The sequence below is a fragment of the Pseudomonas sp. B707 genome (genome assembly GCF_022496685.1).
Classification (GTDB): Bacteria; Pseudomonadota; Gammaproteobacteria; order Pseudomonadales; family Pseudomonadaceae; genus Aquipseudomonas; species Aquipseudomonas paraglycinae.
The window spans coordinates 197,492-214,816 of the sequence record NZ_WTVE01000025.1; the positions used below are offsets into that span (position 1 = coordinate 197,492).

13 protein-coding genes are annotated in these 17,325 nt (G+C 62.9%); 9 read left to right on the forward strand and 4 right to left on the reverse strand.

All coding sequences use genetic code 11. The annotated features are described in order from the left end of the window. The first annotated feature begins 28 nt into the window (after window positions 1–28). From GQX66_RS13535 to GQX66_RS13565, 7 genes are all read left to right on the forward strand, one after another. Complete coding sequence (locus GQX66_RS13535; RefSeq protein WP_240869672.1) at window positions 29–2,338, forward strand: heavy metal translocating P-type ATPase; 2,310 nt, start codon at window positions 29–31, stop codon at window positions 2,336–2,338. Window positions 2,339–2,354: 16 nt separating this feature from the next. After that, window positions 2,355–3,218 carry a LysR family transcriptional regulator gene (locus GQX66_RS13540; protein WP_085646996.1) on the forward strand — a complete coding sequence of 288 codons (864 nt, stop codon included), beginning with the start codon at window positions 2,355–2,357 and terminating at the stop codon, window positions 3,216–3,218. A 135-nt stretch (window positions 3,219–3,353) separates the two neighbouring features. Next, window positions 3,354–4,430, forward strand: coding sequence for a putative 2-aminoethylphosphonate ABC transporter ATP-binding protein (locus GQX66_RS13545; RefSeq protein ID WP_102685803.1), 1,077 nt, complete (start codon window positions 3,354–3,356; stop codon window positions 4,428–4,430). After that, window positions 4,430–6,154: a putative 2-aminoethylphosphonate ABC transporter permease subunit gene (locus tag GQX66_RS13550; protein ID WP_134022612.1), complete on the forward strand. Its 1,725-nt coding sequence runs from the start codon at window positions 4,430–4,432 to the stop codon at window positions 6,152–6,154. The genes GQX66_RS13545 and GQX66_RS13550 overlap by 1 nt, the downstream gene beginning before the upstream one ends. A gap of 47 nt (window positions 6,155–6,201) precedes the next feature. Further along, window positions 6,202–7,227 carry a putative 2-aminoethylphosphonate ABC transporter substrate-binding protein gene (locus GQX66_RS13555; protein ID WP_134022610.1) on the forward strand — a complete coding sequence of 342 codons (1,026 nt, stop codon included), beginning with the start codon at window positions 6,202–6,204 and terminating at the stop codon, window positions 7,225–7,227. Window positions 7,228–7,357: 130 nt separating this feature from the next. After that, window positions 7,358–8,491 carry a TIGR03364 family FAD-dependent oxidoreductase gene (locus GQX66_RS13560; protein ID WP_240869674.1) on the forward strand — a complete coding sequence of 378 codons (1,134 nt, stop codon included), beginning with the start codon at window positions 7,358–7,360 and terminating at the stop codon, window positions 8,489–8,491. Next, a complete protein-coding gene (locus tag GQX66_RS13565) occupies window positions 8,491–9,051 on the forward strand; it encodes a phosphonate degradation HD-domain oxygenase (protein ID WP_240869675.1) in 561 nt (186 codons plus the stop codon). The genes GQX66_RS13560 and GQX66_RS13565 overlap by 1 nt, the downstream gene beginning before the upstream one ends. 10 nt (window positions 9,052–9,061) lie before the next feature. Here GQX66_RS13565 and GQX66_RS13570 read toward each other — a convergent pair whose 3' ends face one another. Then, complete coding sequence (locus GQX66_RS13570) at window positions 9,062–10,447, reverse strand: GTPase/DUF3482 domain-containing protein (RefSeq protein WP_240869677.1); 1,386 nt, start codon at window positions 10,445–10,447, stop codon at window positions 9,062–9,064. Beyond that, window positions 10,440–11,813, reverse strand: a complete 1,374-nt coding sequence (locus tag GQX66_RS13575) for a DUF2868 domain-containing protein (RefSeq protein WP_240869678.1) — start codon at window positions 11,811–11,813, stop codon at window positions 10,440–10,442. Before GQX66_RS13575 ends, GQX66_RS13570 begins: the two co-directional genes overlap by 8 nt. 85 nt (window positions 11,814–11,898) lie before the next feature. Here GQX66_RS13575 and GQX66_RS13580 point away from each other — a divergent pair, with 85 nt between their 5' ends. Beyond that, window positions 11,899–12,411: a dihydrofolate reductase gene (locus GQX66_RS13580; RefSeq protein ID WP_240869685.1), complete on the forward strand. Its 513-nt coding sequence runs from the start codon at window positions 11,899–11,901 to the stop codon at window positions 12,409–12,411. Window positions 12,412–12,504: 93 nt separating this feature from the next. On the opposite strand, the gene GQX66_RS13585 is transcribed toward GQX66_RS13580, so the two are convergent. Then, on the reverse strand, window positions 12,505–13,893 hold the full coding sequence (locus GQX66_RS13585; protein WP_102685795.1) for an L-cystine transporter: 1,389 nt from the start codon (window positions 13,891–13,893) through the stop codon (window positions 12,505–12,507). A 240-nt stretch (window positions 13,894–14,133) separates the two neighbouring features. Here GQX66_RS13585 and GQX66_RS13590 point away from each other — a divergent pair, with 240 nt between their 5' ends. Then, window positions 14,134–15,195, forward strand: a complete 1,062-nt coding sequence (locus GQX66_RS13590; RefSeq protein WP_085605918.1) for a phosphorylcholine phosphatase — start codon at window positions 14,134–14,136, stop codon at window positions 15,193–15,195. Window positions 15,196–15,411: 216 nt separating this feature from the next. On the opposite strand, the gene ilvD is transcribed toward GQX66_RS13590, so the two are convergent. Next, the gene (gene ilvD, locus GQX66_RS13595) at window positions 15,412–17,253 is read right to left on the reverse strand and encodes a dihydroxy-acid dehydratase (protein ID WP_085746710.1); all 1,842 of its coding nucleotides are present in this window, start codon (window positions 17,251–17,253) and stop codon (window positions 15,412–15,414) included. Window positions 17,254–17,325: the final 72 nt, after the last annotated feature.

The following is a 17,325-nucleotide window of genomic DNA, read 5'->3' on the forward strand; positions in this document are numbered from 1 at the left end:
GCAACAGGCACCTTCATGGACGCGACCAATGAGCGATTCCCTGCACACCCACAAGCCCGGCGACGGGCACGATCACAGTCACAAACTGCAGCCTGTGCATAAACATGCCCACGCCGGCGACTCCTGCTGCGGGTCGAAAACCGTTGCGCCTGCGCCGGTTCATTCGAGTGAAGACTCGTGCTGCTCGTCGAAAGCCACCGCGCCGTCACTGGTGAAACTGAGCGAGGCAAAAAGCGCTGACGCCCGGCTGAGCAGCTTCCGCATCGAGGCGATGGACTGCCCGACGGAGCAGACGCTGATCCAGAACAAGCTCGGCAAACTGGCCGGGATCCAGCAACTGGAATTCAACCTGATCAACCGCGTGCTCGGTGTGACACACAATCTGCCGGACACCGCGCCGATCATCGACGCGATCAAATCCCTGGGCATGCAGGCCGAGCCGCTGGAGGCGGGCGTCGAAGCGCCAACGACGGCGCCGGTGAAAAAACACTGGTGGCCGCTGGCGCTGTCCGGCGTCGGTGCGCTCGCTGCCGAAGTGATCCACTTCACCAGCGCCGCCCCGACCTGGGTGGTGGCGATCATTGCGCTGATTTCCATCCTCAGCGGCGGCCTCACCACCTACAAGAAGGGCTGGATCGCCCTGAAGAACCGCAACCTCAACATCAACGCCTTGATGAGCATCGCCGTGACCGGCGCCGTGTTGATCGGCCAGTGGCCGGAAGCGGCGATGGTGATGTTCCTGTTCACCGTGGCCGAGCTGATCGAAGCGCGCTCGCTGGATCGCGCACGCAACGCCATCAGCGGCCTGATGCAGATGACGCCGGAGCAGGCGACGGTGTTGCAGGCGGACGGTAACTGGGTCGAACTGGACGTCAAAAGCATCGATCTCGGCGCCCGCGTGCGGGTTAAACCCGGTGAGCGCATTGCGCTGGACGGTGAAGTCGTCAGTGGCAGTTCGACTATCGATCAAGCGCCGATTACCGGTGAGAGCCTGCCGGTGGAGAAAACCGTCGGCGACAAGGTCTTTGCGGGCACCATCAACCAGGCCGGTTCGCTGGAATACGCGGTAACGGCAGCGGCGAACAATTCGACTCTGGCGCGGATCATCCACGCCGTGGAACAGGCGCAAGGCGCGCGAGCGCCGACTCAGCGCTTCGTCGATCAGTTTTCGAAAATCTACACCCCGGTGGTCTTCGTCCTGGCGCTGGCCGTGGCGATCATCCCGCCGCTGTTCATGGGCGCCGCGTGGTTCGACTGGATCTACCGCGCCTTGGTGCTGCTAGTGGTCGCGTGCCCTTGCGCACTGGTGATTTCCACCCCGGTGACCATCGTCAGCGGCCTCGCGGCTGCGGCGCGCAAAGGCATTCTGGTCAAGGGTGGCGTGTACCTGGAGGGCGGTTTCAAGCTCGACTATCTGGCCCTCGACAAGACCGGCACCCTCACCCACGGCAAACCGGTGCAGACCGATTACCTGTCCCTCGAGCCGACCGCCGACGCCACGGCCCCGGCGATTGCCGCCGCGCTGGCCGGGCGTTCCGATCACCCGGTGTCGCTGGCCATCGCCAATGCGGCTGTGGATAAAGGGTTCGCGGCTCTGGTTGTGGATAACTTCGAAGCGCTGGCCGGTCGTGGGGTAAAAGGCGAGGTCAACGGTCAGGTCTACCACTTGGGCAACCATCGTCTGGTCGAAGAACTGGGCCTGTGCTCGCCGCAGCTGGAAGAAAAGCTGTTCGCGCTGGAGAAACAGGGCAAGTCCGTGGTGTTGCTGCTCGACCGTTCCGGCCCGCTGGCATTGTTCGCCGTGGCCGACACGGTCAAGGAAACCAGCCGCGAAGCGATCCGCCAACTGCACGAACTGGGCGTGAAAACCCTGATGCTCACCGGCGACAACGTCCACACCGCGCAGGCGATTGCGGCGCAGGTCGGGATCGATCAGGCCAAGGGCGACTTGCTGCCAACCGACAAACTGCAAGCCATCGAAGAACTGTACGCGCAGGGCCGTCGAGTCGGCATGGTCGGCGACGGCATCAACGACGCACCGGCACTGGCTCGGGCCGAGATCGGGTTTGCGATGGCGGCGGCCGGCACCGACACCGCGATCGAAACCGCCGATGTCGCCCTGATGGACGACGATCTGCGCAAGATTCCGGCCTTCATCAGCCTGTCGCGCCATACCGCCACTATCCTCAAACAGAACATCGCGCTGGCGCTGGTGATCAAAGCGATCTTTCTTGGGGTAACCTTCGCCGGGCTCGCCACCATGTGGATGGCGGTGTTTGCCGACATGGGCGTGAGCCTGCTGGTGGTGTTCAACGGTTTGCGCCTGTTGCGCAAATAGAGGAAGAGGGACGGTTGTGCTGAGTGCCGAGCTGAAAGCGTTTTACATGGTGGCCCGCCTGGGCAGCATCACGCTGGCGGCGAAAAAGCTCGGCCTCAGCCAACCGACCGTGACCACTCAGATCCGCAATCTGGAAAGCCAGTATTCGGTGGAGTTGTTCTACCGTGGCGGCCGGCGCTTGAGTGTCAGCGACGAAGGTGCGCGACTGTTGCCGATGGTCAAAGCCTTGTTGCAGCAGGAAGCCGATATCGAGTTCTTCCTGCGCAACAGCGGCCAGGTGCAGGGCACGCTGCGCATTGCCGCCACCGCGCCGTATTACATCCTTGATCTGGTTAAGACGTTCCGCGAGCGTTTGCCACAGGTAGAAGTGTCGGTGGAAATCGGCAACTCGCAGCAGGTGCTCGAAGCGCTGGAGGATTATCGGGTGGATGTCGCGGCCTCGTCTCAATTGCTCGACGATGCGCGGCTGATCCGTAGAGTGCTAGGCAGCGATCCGCTGGTGCTGGCGGTGCATCGCAATCATCCGCTGGCGGCGCACGAGCATGTGACGCTGAGTGCGCTGGCCGGGCATACCTTGTTGATGCGTGAATCCGGCTCAACTACCCGTCGCCTCACCGAAGAATTGCTGGCCAGCGCCGGCGTCAGTTTCGGCCCGTTGCTGGAGATCGGCAGCCGCGAATCGATTCGCGAGGCGGTGCTGCGCAACATCGGCATCAGCATCATTGCACGTCAGGAAGTGCCGCACGATCCGCAGTTGCGGGTGCTGACCCTCGAAAATGCGCCGCAGATTCCCGAATACCTCTACTGCCTCAAGGAACGCAAGAACGCCCGCTTGCCGGCAGCGTTTCTCGGACTGGCGCAGGAAATGTCCCCGGCCTGATCGTAATGATCGTTCCCACGCTCTGCGGGGAACCAAAATCCCTGAATACCACTATCGGTCGATTTTGCCTTGTTGCCATATGACCGACGCATTACAACTCTAGGATTCGTCTCATCTGCTTGATGAGGCCTGTCCATGAACCCTGCAATCGCAACTGCCCTGACCAACCCCGGCGCACCGATGAAAGTGCGCGGCGTGCAGAAGCGCTTCGGCGCATTCACTGCGCTGGATAACGTCTCCCTCGATGTCGCGGCCGGTGAACTGGTGTGCCTGCTCGGCCCGTCGGGCTGCGGCAAGACCACGTTGCTGCGTTGCATCGCCGGTCTGGAGAAGCAGGACAGCGGCGAGCTGTACCTGGGCGAGCGCGATGTTTCCCACCTCGCGCCGCAGGCCCGCGACTACGGCATCCTGTTCCAGTCCTACGCGCTGTTTCCCAATCTGACCGTCGAAGCGAACATTGCCTACGGCCTCGCCGGCAGCGGTCGCGATGAAGTGCGCCGTCGCGTCGGTCAGATGCTGGAACTGGTCGGCCTCACCGGCAGTGAGAAAAAGTACCCGGGCCAGTTGTCCGGCGGCCAGCAGCAACGGGTGGCACTGGCCCGGGCTCTGGCACCGGCGCCGTCGCTGCTGTTGCTCGACGAACCGATGTCGGCCCTCGATGCCCGGGTTCGCGAGCATCTGTGCACCGAGCTGCGTCAACTGCAACGCAACCTCGGCATCACCACCTTGATGGTCACCCACAATCAGGACGAGGCCATGCTGATGGCCGACCGCATTGCCGTGATGAACAACGGCAAGGTCGAGCAGTACGCCACCCCGCAGGAAATCTACAACCGCCCGGCCACGCCGTTCGTGGCCGAGTTCGTCGGCCAAGGCAACTGGTTGCCATTCCAGCGCAGCAGCGACAGCCACGCCAAGGTCGGCGGGATGAACCTGCGCCTGGCCGACGGCAGCGTCCACAGTGCGTCGGGCCGGCTGTTCTGCCGCCCGGAAGCGATCAACGTCAATCCGCTGGTACACGAGGAAAACCTGTTCCCGGCCAAGGTTCGCGAGATCACTTTCCTCGGCAACCGCTGCCGCATGAGCTTCGAACTCGATCAGTTGCCCGGCCACCCCTTGCTCGCCGAACTGGCACCGGAAGCCATGCCACGCCTCGGCGCCCAGCAGATCATGGTCGCCTTGCCGCCACGCAGCCTGCAGGTGTTTGCCTGATGAACAGCAACCTCGCACTGCCGCTACCGCAAAAGCAGGCGCGGCAGATGTCCGGGGCCGAGGTCGGCGACCGGATCTTCGTCCTCGGCGGCAAACTTCTGCTGCTGGTGCTGCTCGGTGTGGCGGTGCTGTTGCCATTGCTGGCGATCTTCTGGCGCGGCTTCAGCAGCGAAGCCGGGCAGGGCGGTGGCTGGCTCGCCGCCAAGGAGTTGGTGACCAGCGACAATTTCCACTGGTTGCTCGGTAACAGCCTGAAAGTTTCCCTCAGCGTCGCGGCGATCGTCGTACCGCTGGCCTACCTGTTTGCCTACGCCTTGCAGCGCACGTTGATTTCCGGCAAAGGCATCTGGCGTGGGATTTCCCTGCTGCCGCTGATGGCGCCGTCGATGCTGCCGGGGATTGCGCTGGTCTATCTGTTCGGCAATCAGGGCCTGTTGCGCGGGCTGCTGTCGGACAACATCTACGGTTTCTGGGGGATTGTTCTGGGTGAGGTGATCTACACCTTCCCACACGCCTTGATGATTTTGCTGTCAGCCCTGTCGCTGGCGGATGCGCGATTGTTCGACGCCGCGTCGAGCATGGGTGCCAGTCCGGCAAAGGCCTTTCGTAGCATTACCTGGCCGGCGACCCGCCAGGCCGTGTTCGCCGCGTTCTGTCTGGTGTTCACCCTGACCATCACCGATTTCGGTGTGCCGGTGGTGGTCGGTGGCGACTATCAGGTGCTGGCGCTGGAAGCCTACAAAGCGGTGGTCGGCCAGCAGCAATTCGGTCGCGGCGCGTTGATCGGCATGGTTCTGCTGCTGCCAGCGCTGTTCAGTTTTGGCGTCGATGCCTGGCTGCGTCGGCGTCACGGCGACTCCATGAGCGGTCGCGCCCAGGTGTTCAAACCGGCACCGTCGAAGAAGCGCGACGCCTTTTATTTCAGCGTTGTGCTGCTGATCAGCGCCGCGTTGCTGCTGGTGTTCGGTATGGCGGTATTCTCGTCGCTGGTGAAATTCTGGCCGTACAACCTGTCGCTGTCACTCAACCACTATCAGTTCAACGAAACTGCCGGCGGTGGCTGGCTGGCCTACGGCAACAGTTTGAAGATGGCGCTGGGCACGGCGCTGATTGGCAGCGTGCTGATCTTCACCGGCGCCTACCTGATGGAAAAGACCCGCAGCCAGCGCGGGCTGAATCTGACACTGCGAATGCTCAGTTTCGTACCGATGGCGGTGCCGGGGCTGGTGCTGGGTCTGGGTTACGTCTTCTTCTTCAACCTGACCGGCAACCCGCTGCACGTGCTGTACGGGACCATGACCCTGCTGATCGTCTGCACCATTGCTCACTATCTGACCACCGCGCAGATGACCGCCACCACCGCGCTGCGCCAGCTCGACGCCGAGTTCGAAGCTGCCGCGCTGTCGCTCAAGGCGCCGCTGTACCGGCATTACCTGCGGGTCACCGTGCCGATCTGCCTGCCGGCGCTGCTGGACATCGTGCGCTACCTGTTCGTCTCGGCCATGACCACCGTGTCCGCCGCGATCTTCCTCTACAGCCCCGACACCATCCTCGCGGCGGTGGCGGTGCTGAACATGGATGACGCCGGCAACGTCGGCGGGGCTGCGGCGATGTCGACCCTGATTCTGTTCACCTCGGCGGGCGTGTCCTTGCTGCTGGCGTGGGCTTCGCGCGGCTTGCTGCGCCGTTCCCAGGCCTGGCGGCAAACGGCGCCCGGCCACTGATCCACGACTTATCCCTTCAGCCTCAACTCACCGACAGGAAAACGATCATGTTCAAGCCTATGGCCCTGGCCGCTGCTGTGCTCGCTACTTTCAGCCTGAATGCCTTCGCGGCAAAAACCGAGTTGATGGTGTACACCGCCCTCGAAGCCGAGCAGTTGAAGTCCTACAAAGAGGCCTTCGAAAAGGCCAACCCGGACGTCGAGATCAAGTGGGTGCGCGACTCCACCGGGATCATCACCGCCAAACTGCTGGCCGAAAAGGATCGCCCGCAGGCTGACGCGGTCTGGGGCCTGGCGGCGTCGAGCCTGGCGATCCTCGATCAGCAAGGCATGCTGCAAAGCTATGCGCCGAAGGATCTGGGCAAGATCGGCGCGAACTACCGCGACGCCGCCAACCCGCCAGCCTGGGTCGGCATGGACGTCTGGGCCGCGACGATTTGCTTCAACACCGTCGAAGCCGAAAAGCAGGGCCTGAGCAAACCGGTGAGCTGGCAGGATCTGACCAAGCCTGAGTACAAGGGCAAGATCGTGATGCCGAACCCGGCCTCGTCCGGCACCGGTTTCCTCGACGTCAGCGCCTGGCTGCAAACCTTCGGCGAGAAACAGGGCTGGGCCTACATGGACGGTCTGCACCAGAACATCGGCCAGTACGTTCACTCCGGTTCCAAGCCTTGCAAACTGGCGGCAGCGGGCGAATTCCCGATCGGGATTTCCTTCGAATACCCGGCCGTTCAGCTGAAGCGTCAGGGCGCGCCGCTGGACATCATCCTGCCGAAGGAAGGCCTCGGCTGGGAGATCGAAGCCACCGCCGTGATCAAAGGCACGCCGCACGAAGAAGCCGCGAAGAAACTGGCCGACTTCTCCGCCAGCGCCCCGGCGATGGATCTGTACAAGGAAAACTTCGCCGTCCTCGCCCAACCGGGCATCGCCAAGCCGCAGACCGAACTGCCAGCTGACTACGAGCAGCGCCTGATCAAGAACGACTTCGCCTGGGCCTCGAAGAACCGCGACGAGATCCTGACCGAATGGCGCAAGCGTTATGACGGCAAGTCCGAGAAAGTCGCTGCCAAGTAAATCTTTTTACCCGATCGTTCCCACGCTCCGCGTGGGAATGCAGCCAAGGACGCTCCGCGTCCTCTGTGACGCAGAGCGTCACGGTATTCATTCCCACGCAGAGCGTGGGAACGATCATTGAGGTAGCTGCATGACACAACACAAAGACTTGCTGATCGTCGGCGCCGGCATCCTGGGTCTGTCCCACGCCTGGGCCGCCGCCCGGCGCGGTCTCAAGGTCACGGTTTTCGAGCGCACCGCCACGCCCATTGGCGCCTCGGTACGCAACTTCGGCCAGGCCCTGGTCACCGGCCAGCCACCGGGTCCGATGCTCGAACTGGCCAAGGCCAGCCGCGAAATCTGGGGCCAGTGGGCGCAGCTCGCCGGCCTGCAACTCAAGCGCAACGGCTCGTACCTGTTCGCCCGCACCGAAGCCGAAGAGCACTTGCTCGAAGCCTTCTGCGCCGGACGCGCCGTCGAGCACGACTACCGCGTCGAACTGCTGCGCGGTGCCGCACTGCGCGATCTGTACGGCGGCCAGTTCAGCCATCACCGCGCCGCGCTGCACGGTATGGACGACCAACAGCTGTATTCCCGGGAAGCGATTCCGGCGCTGATCGAATACCTGCGCCGCGAGCTCGACGTCGAGTTTCACTTCTCGACGCTGGTTCGCGACGTCGAGCCTGGGCGCCTGCAAAGTACTGCCGGCACATTCTCCGCCAAGCAGATCATCGTCTGCTCCGGCCACGATTATCAGACCTTGCTGGCCGAGCCGATTGCCGCCCTCGACCCGCAAATCTGCCGACTGCAAATGCTCCGCGCCCGGCCGCAGATCGACCTGAACCTGCAACACGCCTTGCTCACCGGCCTCAGCTGCGTGCATTACGGCGCCTTCGCCGATCTGCCGGAAGCGGCCGCAGTGCAGGCGCAAATCCTGCGCGAGCAACCGCACTTGCAGGAAAACGGCATTCACCTGCTGATCAGCCCGACGCCGTATGGCGAACTGATCATCGGCGACTCGCACCATTACGGCAGCGATCCATCACCGTTCAACGCCGAGCAGGTCGACAACTGGATGCTCGAACTGGCCGAACAGACTCTCGGTTGCAAGGTGCAGGTGTTCGAGCGCTGGCAGGGCGTCTATGGTTCCCGGGGTCCGGGGCCGTTTTCGTTCCTGCGTCCGGCGCCGGGGCTGAGTGTGGCGCTGATGCACAGCGGCGTCGGCATGAGCGTCGGCCCGGCCATGGCCGAGCGCAATGTTGCACAGCTTTTTGGAGAGCACTGATGTTGAGTCACGAGCAAGTCATCGACCGGGTGTTCGGCCTCTATGAGCGCTTCGGCGCCAGCGACTACATCGGCGAACCGGTGTCGCAGATCGAGCACATGTCCCAGGCGGCGCAACTGGCCATCGTCGAAGGCTTCGACGACGAAGTGGTGCTTGCCGCGTTCTTCCACGACATCGGCCACTTGTGTGCCGAAGGCGCAGAGAACATGGGCGGTTACGGCGTGGTCAGCCACGAACGCCTCGGCGCGGATTACTTGCGTGAGGCCGGCTTCAGCGAACGCCTGGCGCGACTGGTGGAATATCACGTCCAGGCCAAGCGCTATCTGACGCTCAGGGAGTCGGGCTATTACGACCGCTTGAGCGAAGCCAGCCGCCGCACCCTGGAATATCAGGGCGGGGTGATGACCGAGGCTGAAGCGGATGCGTTCGAGCAGGATCCGTTGTGCGCCGTCAGCCTGCGAATGCGCCAGTGGGATGAACTGGCGAAGGAAATGGCGGTGCCGGTGATGGATCTTGCCGTTCTCAAGCGCAAGGCTGAAGTTTTGTTGTCGACCGGGTGAGGGCGCGGATCTAAAGCTCAAGCACCTTCCCGACCAACGACTCAATCTGCTCCTGCCGCTCCGCCTGATTCAGCTTCGGATGCGGATTCAGCGAAGACCATTGCGGATGCGCCCGCGCCTTGTTCAGTGCTTCCGGCAACTTGCCCTCGCGCCAGGTCTTGTCCTGCGGCGTCGCCACCTGAACGGCATCCATCGCCGCATGGCCGCGGGCATTCAGCGCTTGCAACAGTTGCCGCTGACGCAGGGCCAACAGGCGCAACACGTTGTCGTCGACCGTCAGCTCCCGCTGCCCCTTGATCTTGCCGATCAAGCGGTTGCCATAGCTGCGGGCGGTTTGCAGGGCGCCGCCGGCAATGGCGCCGGCCAGCGCGGCGGCGCCTAGGGTGATGCCGCCGACCAGCAAATCCACACCCGCACCGGCCGCTGCACCGGCCGCAATCCCGCCGCCGACCCGCACGCCGAGTTGCTTGAGGGTTTCCGGGTTGAACAGGTCATCGCCCCAACGTCCGTCGAGCAACGGTAGATCGCTGGCGGCGGCGTCCTGCGGGCGGAAGGCGTAGAGCTTCAGCAGCGCCTCGACGCACTTCTGTTCGCGTTGACGCACGGCTTTGCGCAGTTCGCTGATGGCCTGTTGTTCCTGCTCGGCGTTGCTCGCCACACTGCGTCGGCACGCAGCGCAGTCGATCAGCAATTCGGCAATCAGGCGTGCGGCGCTTTGCTCGCGGGCGAGGCGCTGGGCCTGTTGATCGGCGATCAGGCGTTCAAGTTGTGGGCGGGCGTTTTCCAGCAACAGTGCGAGGCTTTCATACAGCCGCCGCTCACCGTCCTCGGGCGGGGCGACGCTGTCGAAACGCACCAATGCATGCAGGCCGAGACGCGCCAGTGCTTCGCGCCAGTCCGGCTCGCGGTGGTTGGCGCTGCTGACGAAATTCAGCACCGGCAGCAGCGGCTTGCCGCAACTGGCCAGCACTTCCAGCTCATCGCGGTACTTGGCCAGCACCGGTTCGCGGGCGTCGATCACGTACAGGCCGGCATCGGAATCGAGCAGTTGCCGCAGCACCTTGGCTTCCTGTTCGAAACGCTGGCGCGCTTCACTGCCATCGAGAAACCGCGCCAGCCGTGCCGGGCCGTCGAGGCGTTCGCCGGGGCGTTCCAGACGCTCGAGAAAATCCAGCAGGGCGATGGCGTCCTCCAGACCGGGCGTGTCGTAGAGGTCGAGCAACGGTTCGCCATCCACCGACAACCGCGCACCTTCGACATGCCGCGTGGTGCTCGGGCGATGGGAGACTTCGCCGAAGCTGACGTCGCGGGTCAGGGTGCGCAACAGCGAAGTCTTGCCGACGTTGGTGTGGCCGACCACCGCCAGTTTCAGCGGCGCTTTCCAGGCATCAGTCATGTCCGTGCTCCAGCCAGTTCAACGGGGCGCAATCGGCGAACGGCAGCTCCAGCTGTTGCAGCGCCACGTGCCAGTCACCGAGGCGTTCGGCGTCCAGCGCCTGACCTTGCGGCGCCTGCAATAGCCAGACGCGGGTCGCGGCGGCATTGCGCGCCAGCTCGGCGATCAGCGCCAGGCTGCCGCGATCCGGCGAGCGCCGTGGGTCGCAGGCAATCGCGAGGCGCGCCGGCGGGAAGCGGCTGAGTTGTTCGAGCAGTTTGTTGCGCGATTCACGGCTGTCGAGGATGCCGGCGTTGCTGACGTTTTTCGGCAGCGTCGGCGGCCATGAGTGTTGATCATCGAGTTCGATCGCCACCAGCAACGCCCCGTCGCTGGCGTGTTCGCCGACGGTACTTTCGACGCGGTGCAATTGCGCAGGTTCCGGGTCGGTGATGCCGAGGCGTTCGCTGGTCGGCATCAGGCGTTCGCGCAATTGGGCGTAACCGGGCAGGTTCAGGTCAAGACGCAGCGCAGCTTTGCCACTGTTCCAGCGCCAGAAGCAGAACAGCGCCAATAGCAGACGCGGCAGCACGCCATAAACTACCAGTACACCGACCAGCCAGGTCGCCCAGGCCTGACGGGCGCTTTCGATATTCAGTGCGGTGTCGCCGCTGGCGCGGATCATGTCCACGGTTGGCACGTTGAAGCCCAGCAGCGCCGGCAAGGCGCCGAGGGCCTGAGTCATGTTGATGAACGTGTCGGCGCTGAGAATCGTGGTTTCCCAGACAAAGCCGTAGCGCCGGGTCGCCATCAGCGTCAACAGCAAAACCAGCGCGCTGAGCATCGCCAGCAACCACAGGCCATTGACCAGCGTACCGAGTGCCCAGCGATTGAGCCTCTTGCGTTGCAGCATCAACAGCAGGGCTGGCGCCAGTTGTGCCGCCTTGGCGTCGCGGGCGAGTTTTTCACTGAGCCATAGCCACAAGCGGCCGAGGGTGGCGCCATGTTCGCCAGCGAAGATCAGCCCCAGCGCCCAGCTCAACAGCAGAATCAGATTCAGCCCGAGCAGACTGCCCAGCGCCCAGAACACATTGACCGGCGTCTGGCCCAGTGCGGCGAAGGCCAGCCCTGCGCCGCTCAATATGGCGAAGATCGCCAGCAGCACCAGCGCCAGGCGCGCGCCTTGCAGCCAGTGCTTGAGCGCCGAGGTCAGGCCGTCGCGCTCGGCCAGCCACAAGGCCCGGCGTTGAATGCGTCCCGGCAGATCGCCGCCGGCCGCGCGGGCCAGGCGATTGGCTTCCAGATCCTCCAGCGGGCCTGCGTGTTCTTCGCGCAGGCGCACGGTTTCGGTGAGCCAGAGGTTTTGCAGTGGAGTCAGTTCAGTCACGCGGCATCCCGTTGCTTGATTGAGCCGTGAGCATAACCGCTGTGGCGCTTATCGGGGTAAGGGCGGCTCTGGTATCCTCGCCGGCATGACTAAATCACTCTCCCTCAGCCTGATTGCAGCCCTCGGTGAAAACCGTGTGATCGGCGTCGACAACAGCATGCCCTGGCACCTGCCCGGAGACTTCAAATACTTCAAGGCCACGACGCTCGGCAAGCCGATCATCATGGGCCGCAAGACCTGGGATTCGCTGGGTCGTCCGTTGCCGGGCCGCTTGAACATCGTGGTCAGCCGTCAGGCCGGTCTGGTGCTGGAGGGCGCGGAAGTCTATCCGTCGCTGGAAGCCGCCGTGGTTCGCGCCGAAGCGTGGGCGAAAGAGCAGGGCGTCGACGAGTTGATGCTGATTGGCGGGGCGCAGTTGTATGCGCAGGGGCTGGCGCAGGCGGATCGTCTGTATCTGACCCGTGTGGCACTGAGCCCGGAAGGCGATGCGTGGTTTCCGGAGTTCGATCTGAACCAGTGGACACTGGTGTCGAACGTGCCGAATCCGGCTGAAGGCGACAAACCGGCTTACAACTTCGAAGTCTGGGAAAGAAGATAGCTACAAGCTTCGAGCTGCAAGCCGCAAGTAAAAGCTGGAATGCTCTTCTTGCAGCTTGCAGCTTGCAGCTTGCAGCTTGCAGCTTGCAGCTGGCTAGCTCGCTAGCTGCGCATGCTCATCGGCATCCAGCAGTGCCTTGTCGGTCTGCTGCATCACCTGGCTGGTAATCGCGCCAGCGGTGATCGAACCGCTCACGTTCAGCGCCGTGCGACCCATGTCGATCAGCGGCTCGACCGAAATCAGCAACGCCACCAGCGAAACCGGCAAGCCCATGGCCGGCAGCACGATCAGCGCGGCGAAGGTCGCACCGCCACCCACGCCCGCCACACCAGCCGAACTCAGGGTCACGATCGCCACCAGCGTCGCGATCCACAGCGGATCCAGCGGGTTGATGCCGACGGTTGGCGCAACCATCACCGCCAACATCGCCGGGTACAGACCGGCGCAGCCGTTCTGGCCGATGGTCGCGCCGAACGAAGCAGCGAAGCTTGCCACCGATTGCGGAATGCCCAGACGACGGGTCTGCGCTTCGATGCTCAGCGGGATGCTCGCGGCGCTGGAGCGGCTGGTGAACGCGAAGGTCAGCACCGGCCAGATCTTGCGGAAGAAGCGCAGCGGGTTGATCCCGGCCGCCGACACCAGCAGACCGTGTACCACGAACATCAGGCCCAGACCGAGGTACGACACCACCACGAAACTGCCGAGCTTGATGATGTCCTGCAGGTTGGAACCGGCGACCACTTTGGTCATCAGCGCCAGCACGCCGTACGGGGTCAGCTTCATCACCAGACGCACCAGACGCATCACCCAGGCTTGCAGGGTGTCGATGGCGTTGATCACTTTCTGACCTTTCTCGACGTCATCCTTGAGCAGTTGCAGCGCGGCAACCCCCAGGAACGCAGCGAAAATCACCACGCTGATGATCGAGGTCGGCTTGGCCCGCGCCAGGTCGGCGAACGGGTTCTGCGGGATGAACGACAGCAGCAGTTGCGGCACATTCAGGTCGGCGACCTTGCCGGCGTAGTCGGTCTGAATGGTTTGCAGACGGGCCATTTCCTGCGTACCGGCGACCAGGCCTTCGGCGGTCAGGCCGAACAGGTTGGTCAGGCCGATGCCGATCAGCGCCGCAATTGCGGTGGTGAACAGCAGCGTGCCGATGGTCAGGAAGCTGATCTTGCCCAGCGACGAAGCGTTGTGCAGACGGGCCACGGCGCTGAGGATCGAGGCGAACACAAGCGGGATAACGATCATTTGCAGCAGTTGCACGTAACCGTTGCCGACCAGATCGAACCAGCCGATCGAGGCTTTCAACACCGGGTTGCCGGCACCGTAAATCGTGTGCAGCGCGACGCCGAATGCCACGCCCAGCACCAGTGCGAGCAGGACTTTTTTCGCCAGGCTCCACGAGGTGTGACGGGTTTGCGCCAGGCCGAAGAGCAGGGCGAGGAACACCAGCAAGTTGAGAATCAGGGGCAGATTCATGAGGACTCCAGAAAAGACTGTGCCAACAACCTTCCGGGGCTGTTGCGAACCGGCAAGCCTAACAGTTTGATTTCCAATGATTTAATACCGAAATCAAAGGTCGTCCGTCGTTTTTGGAATAAGCGGGTGTCGTTCTCGGGGATGCAACTGGCGCGAAACGGACGTGGACGGTCGCTGACAGACGGGGACTGTCACATTTATTTGTTAGCGTCGATTTCTTTGACCCAGGGAGAAGCGCCAATGAAGTTTGCACCGAAATTTCTGGCTGTCGCACTGACTGTGGGGATGGGCCTGGCCACTCAGGCGTTCGCCACCGACCTGAAACACTGGCCCGCGGATCAGGCCAAGGCACTGGACGCGATGATCGCCGCCAACGCCAACAAAGGTAACTACGCGGTGTTCGACATGGACAACACCAGTTACCGCTACGACCTCGAAGAGTCGTTGCTGCCGTTCATGGAAAACAAGGGCCTGATCACCCGGGACAAGCTCGACCCCTCCCTGAAACTGATGCCGTTCAAGGACACCGCCGACCACAAGGAAAGCCTGTTCAGTTACTACTACCGCCTCTGCGAAGTCGACGACATGGTCTGCTATCCATGGGTCGCGCAGGTGTTTTCCGGCTTCACCCTCAAGGAACTCAAGGGCTACGTCGATGAGCTGATGGCCTCGGGCAAACCGGTGCCTGCGACCTATTACGAAGGTGACGTGGTCAAGAATCTGGATGTGAATCCGCCGAAGATCTTCACTGGCCAGAAAGAGCTGTACAACAAGCTGATGGAGAACGGCATCGAGGTCTACGTGATGACCGCCGCCTCCGAAGAACTGGTGCGCATGGTCGCGGCCGATCCGAAGTACGGCTACAACGTCAAACCGCAGAACGTGATCGGCGTGACCACGTTGCTGAAGAACCGCGAGACCGGCGAGCTGACCACCGCGCGCAAGCAGATCACCGCCGGCAAATATGACGAGAAGGCCAACCTCGGCCTCGAACTGACTCCGTACCTGTGGACCCCGGCGACCTGGATGGCCGGCAAGCACGCGGCGATCCTGACCTACATCGACGAGTGGAAAAAACCGGTACTGGTGGGTGGCGACACGCCGACCAGCGACGGCTACATGCTGTTCCACGATGTGGACGTGGCCAAGGGCGGCATTCACCTGTGGGTCAACCGCAAGGACAAGTACATGACCCAGATTCAGGGCATGATGGCCAAGCACGCGGCGGCCCAGGCGAAAGAAGGTTTGCCGGTGACGGCGGACAAGAACTGGGTGATCGTCAAACCTGAAGAAATCCAGTAATTGCTACGGTGATTGCTCCCGAGCAGAGCGCGATGATCGTTCCCACGTCGAGGCGTCGAACCGTCCGCGTGGGAATGCAGCCCGTGACGCTCCGCGTCACTGGACGCAGAGCGTCCCTTGAGGCATTCCCACGCGGGAGCGTGGGAACGATCAAAACCTGAAGGCAAAAAAATGCCCCGCACTTGGCGGGGCATTTTTATGCGCGACGGTTAAGCATCACAGCCCGTCGAGCATCGCCTTGTTGCGCACGGCACCCTTGTCGGCGCTGGTCGCCAGCAGGGCGTAGGCCTTGAGGGCGGTGGTCACTTTGCGTGGACGCTGTTCGACCGGTTTCCAGCCTTTCTTGTCCTGTTCGACCCGGCGTGCCGCCAGTTCTTCGTCGCTGATCAACAGGTTGATCGAGCGGTTTGGAATGTCGATCAGCACCTTGTCGCCGTCCTGCACCAGACCGATCGCGCCGCCGGCCGCAGCCTCTGGCGAAGCGTGGCCGATGGACAGACCGGAAGTACCGCCGGAGAAACGGCCATCGGTCAGCAGGGCGCAGGCTTTGCCCAGGCCTTTGGATTTCAGGTACGAGGTCGGGTAGAGCATTTCCTGCATGCCCGGGCCGCCTTTCGGGCCTTCGTAGCGAATGATGACGATGTCGCCTTCCTTCACTTCGTCGGCGAGGATGCCGCGCACGGCGCTGTCCTGGCTTTCGAAGATCTTGGCGTTGCCTTCGAACACGTGGATCGACTCGTCAACACCGGCGGTTTTCACCACGCAGCCGTCCAGGGCGATGTTGCCGTACAGCACGGCCAGGCCGCCTTCTTTCGAATAGGCGTGTTCAAAGCTGCGGATGCAACCGTTTTCACGGTCGTCGTCCAGGGTTTCCCAACGGGTCGACTGGCTGAACGCGGTTTGCGTCGGAATGCCGGCCGGGCCTGCCTTGAAGAAATGGTGCACGGCTTCATCGTCGGTCTGGGTGATGTCCCACTTGGCGATGGCTTCTTCCATGCTGCGGCTGTGCACGGTCGGCAGGTCGGTGTGCAGCAGGCCGCCACGGGCCAGCGAACCGAGGATGCTGAAGATGCCGCCGGCGCGGTGCACGTCTTCCATGTGGTACTTCTGGATGTTCGGCGCGACCTTGCACAGCTGCGGCACCTTGCGCGACAGACGATCGATGTCGCGCAGGTCGAAGTTGATCTCGGCTTCCTGGGCCGCGGCCAGCAAGTGCAGGATGGTGTTGGTCGAACCGCCCATGGCGATGTCGAGCATCATCGCGTTCTCGAACGCCTTGAAGTTGGCGATGTTGCGCGGCAGTACCGACTCGTCGTTCTCGCCGTAGTAGCGTTTGCACAGTTCGACGATGGTGCGGCCGGCCTGCAGGAACAGCTGCTCGCGATCGCTGTGGGTGGCCAGGGTCGAACCGTTGCCCGGCAGTGCGAGGCCCAGGGCTTCGGTCAGGCAGTTCATCGAGTTGGCGGTGAACATGCCGGAGCACGAACCGCAGGTCGGGCAGGCGCTGCGCTCGTACTCGGCAACCTTCTCGTCAGAAGCGCTGGAGTCGGCGGCGATCACCATGGCGTCGACGAGGTCGAGACCGTGGCTGGCCAGTTTGGTCTTGCCGGCTTCCATCGGGCCGCCGGAGACGAAGATCACCGGGATGTTCAGGCGCAGGGCGGCCATCAGCATGCCGGGGGTGATCTTGTCGCAGTTCGAGATGCAGACGATGGCGTCGGCGCAGTGGGCGTTGACCATGTACTCGACGGAGTCGGCGATGATCTCGCGGCTCGGCAGCGAATAGAGCATGCCGTCGTGGCCCATGGCGATGCCGTCGTCAACGGCGATGGTGTTGAATTCTTTTGCAACGCCGCCAGCGCGTTCGATCTCACGGGCAACCAGTTGGCCCAGGTCCTTCAGGTGAACGTGGCCCGGTACGAACTGGGTGAAGGAGTTGGCAATGGCGATGATCGGCTTCTTGAAGTCGTCATCTTTCATCCCGGTGGCGCGCCACAGTGCGCGGGCGCCGGCCATGTTGCGGCCGTGGGTGGATGTTTTCGAGCGGTAATCTGGCATGGAGCACTCCGGGCGGCTAATCAGGTATCAAAAGGGAGTGAGCTTCTATTGACGTCTGGAACACTCAGAAAT

Bases quoted from the DNA above. Each gene is read 5' to 3' on its own strand.
- GQX66_RS13535 (WP_240869672.1), top strand. From the start codon at position 29: ATGAGCGATTCCCTGCACACCCACAAGCCCGGCGACGGGCACGATCAC.
- GQX66_RS13545 (WP_102685803.1), top strand. From the start codon at position 3,354: ATGAACCCTGCAATCGCAACTGCCCTGACCAACCCCGGCGCACCGATG.
- GQX66_RS13550 (WP_134022612.1), top strand. From the start codon at position 4,430: ATGAACAGCAACCTCGCACTGCCGCTACCGCAAAAGCAGGCGCGGCAG.
- GQX66_RS13555 (WP_134022610.1), top strand. From the start codon at position 6,202: ATGTTCAAGCCTATGGCCCTGGCCGCTGCTGTGCTCGCTACTTTCAGC.
- GQX66_RS13560 (WP_240869674.1), top strand. From the start codon at position 7,358: ATGACACAACACAAAGACTTGCTGATCGTCGGCGCCGGCATCCTGGGT.
- GQX66_RS13565 (WP_240869675.1), top strand. From the start codon at position 8,491: ATGTTGAGTCACGAGCAAGTCATCGACCGGGTGTTCGGCCTCTATGAG.
- GQX66_RS13570 (WP_240869677.1), bottom strand. From the start codon at position 10,447: ATGACTGATGCCTGGAAAGCGCCGCTGAAACTGGCGGTGGTCGGCCAC.
- GQX66_RS13580 (WP_240869685.1), top strand. From the start codon at position 11,899: ATGACTAAATCACTCTCCCTCAGCCTGATTGCAGCCCTCGGTGAAAAC.
- GQX66_RS13585 (WP_102685795.1), bottom strand. From the start codon at position 13,893: ATGAATCTGCCCCTGATTCTCAACTTGCTGGTGTTCCTCGCCCTGCTC.
- GQX66_RS13590 (WP_085605918.1), top strand. From the start codon at position 14,134: ATGAAGTTTGCACCGAAATTTCTGGCTGTCGCACTGACTGTGGGGATG.
- ilvD (WP_085746710.1), bottom strand. From the start codon at position 17,253: ATGCCAGATTACCGCTCGAAAACATCCACCCACGGCCGCAACATGGCC.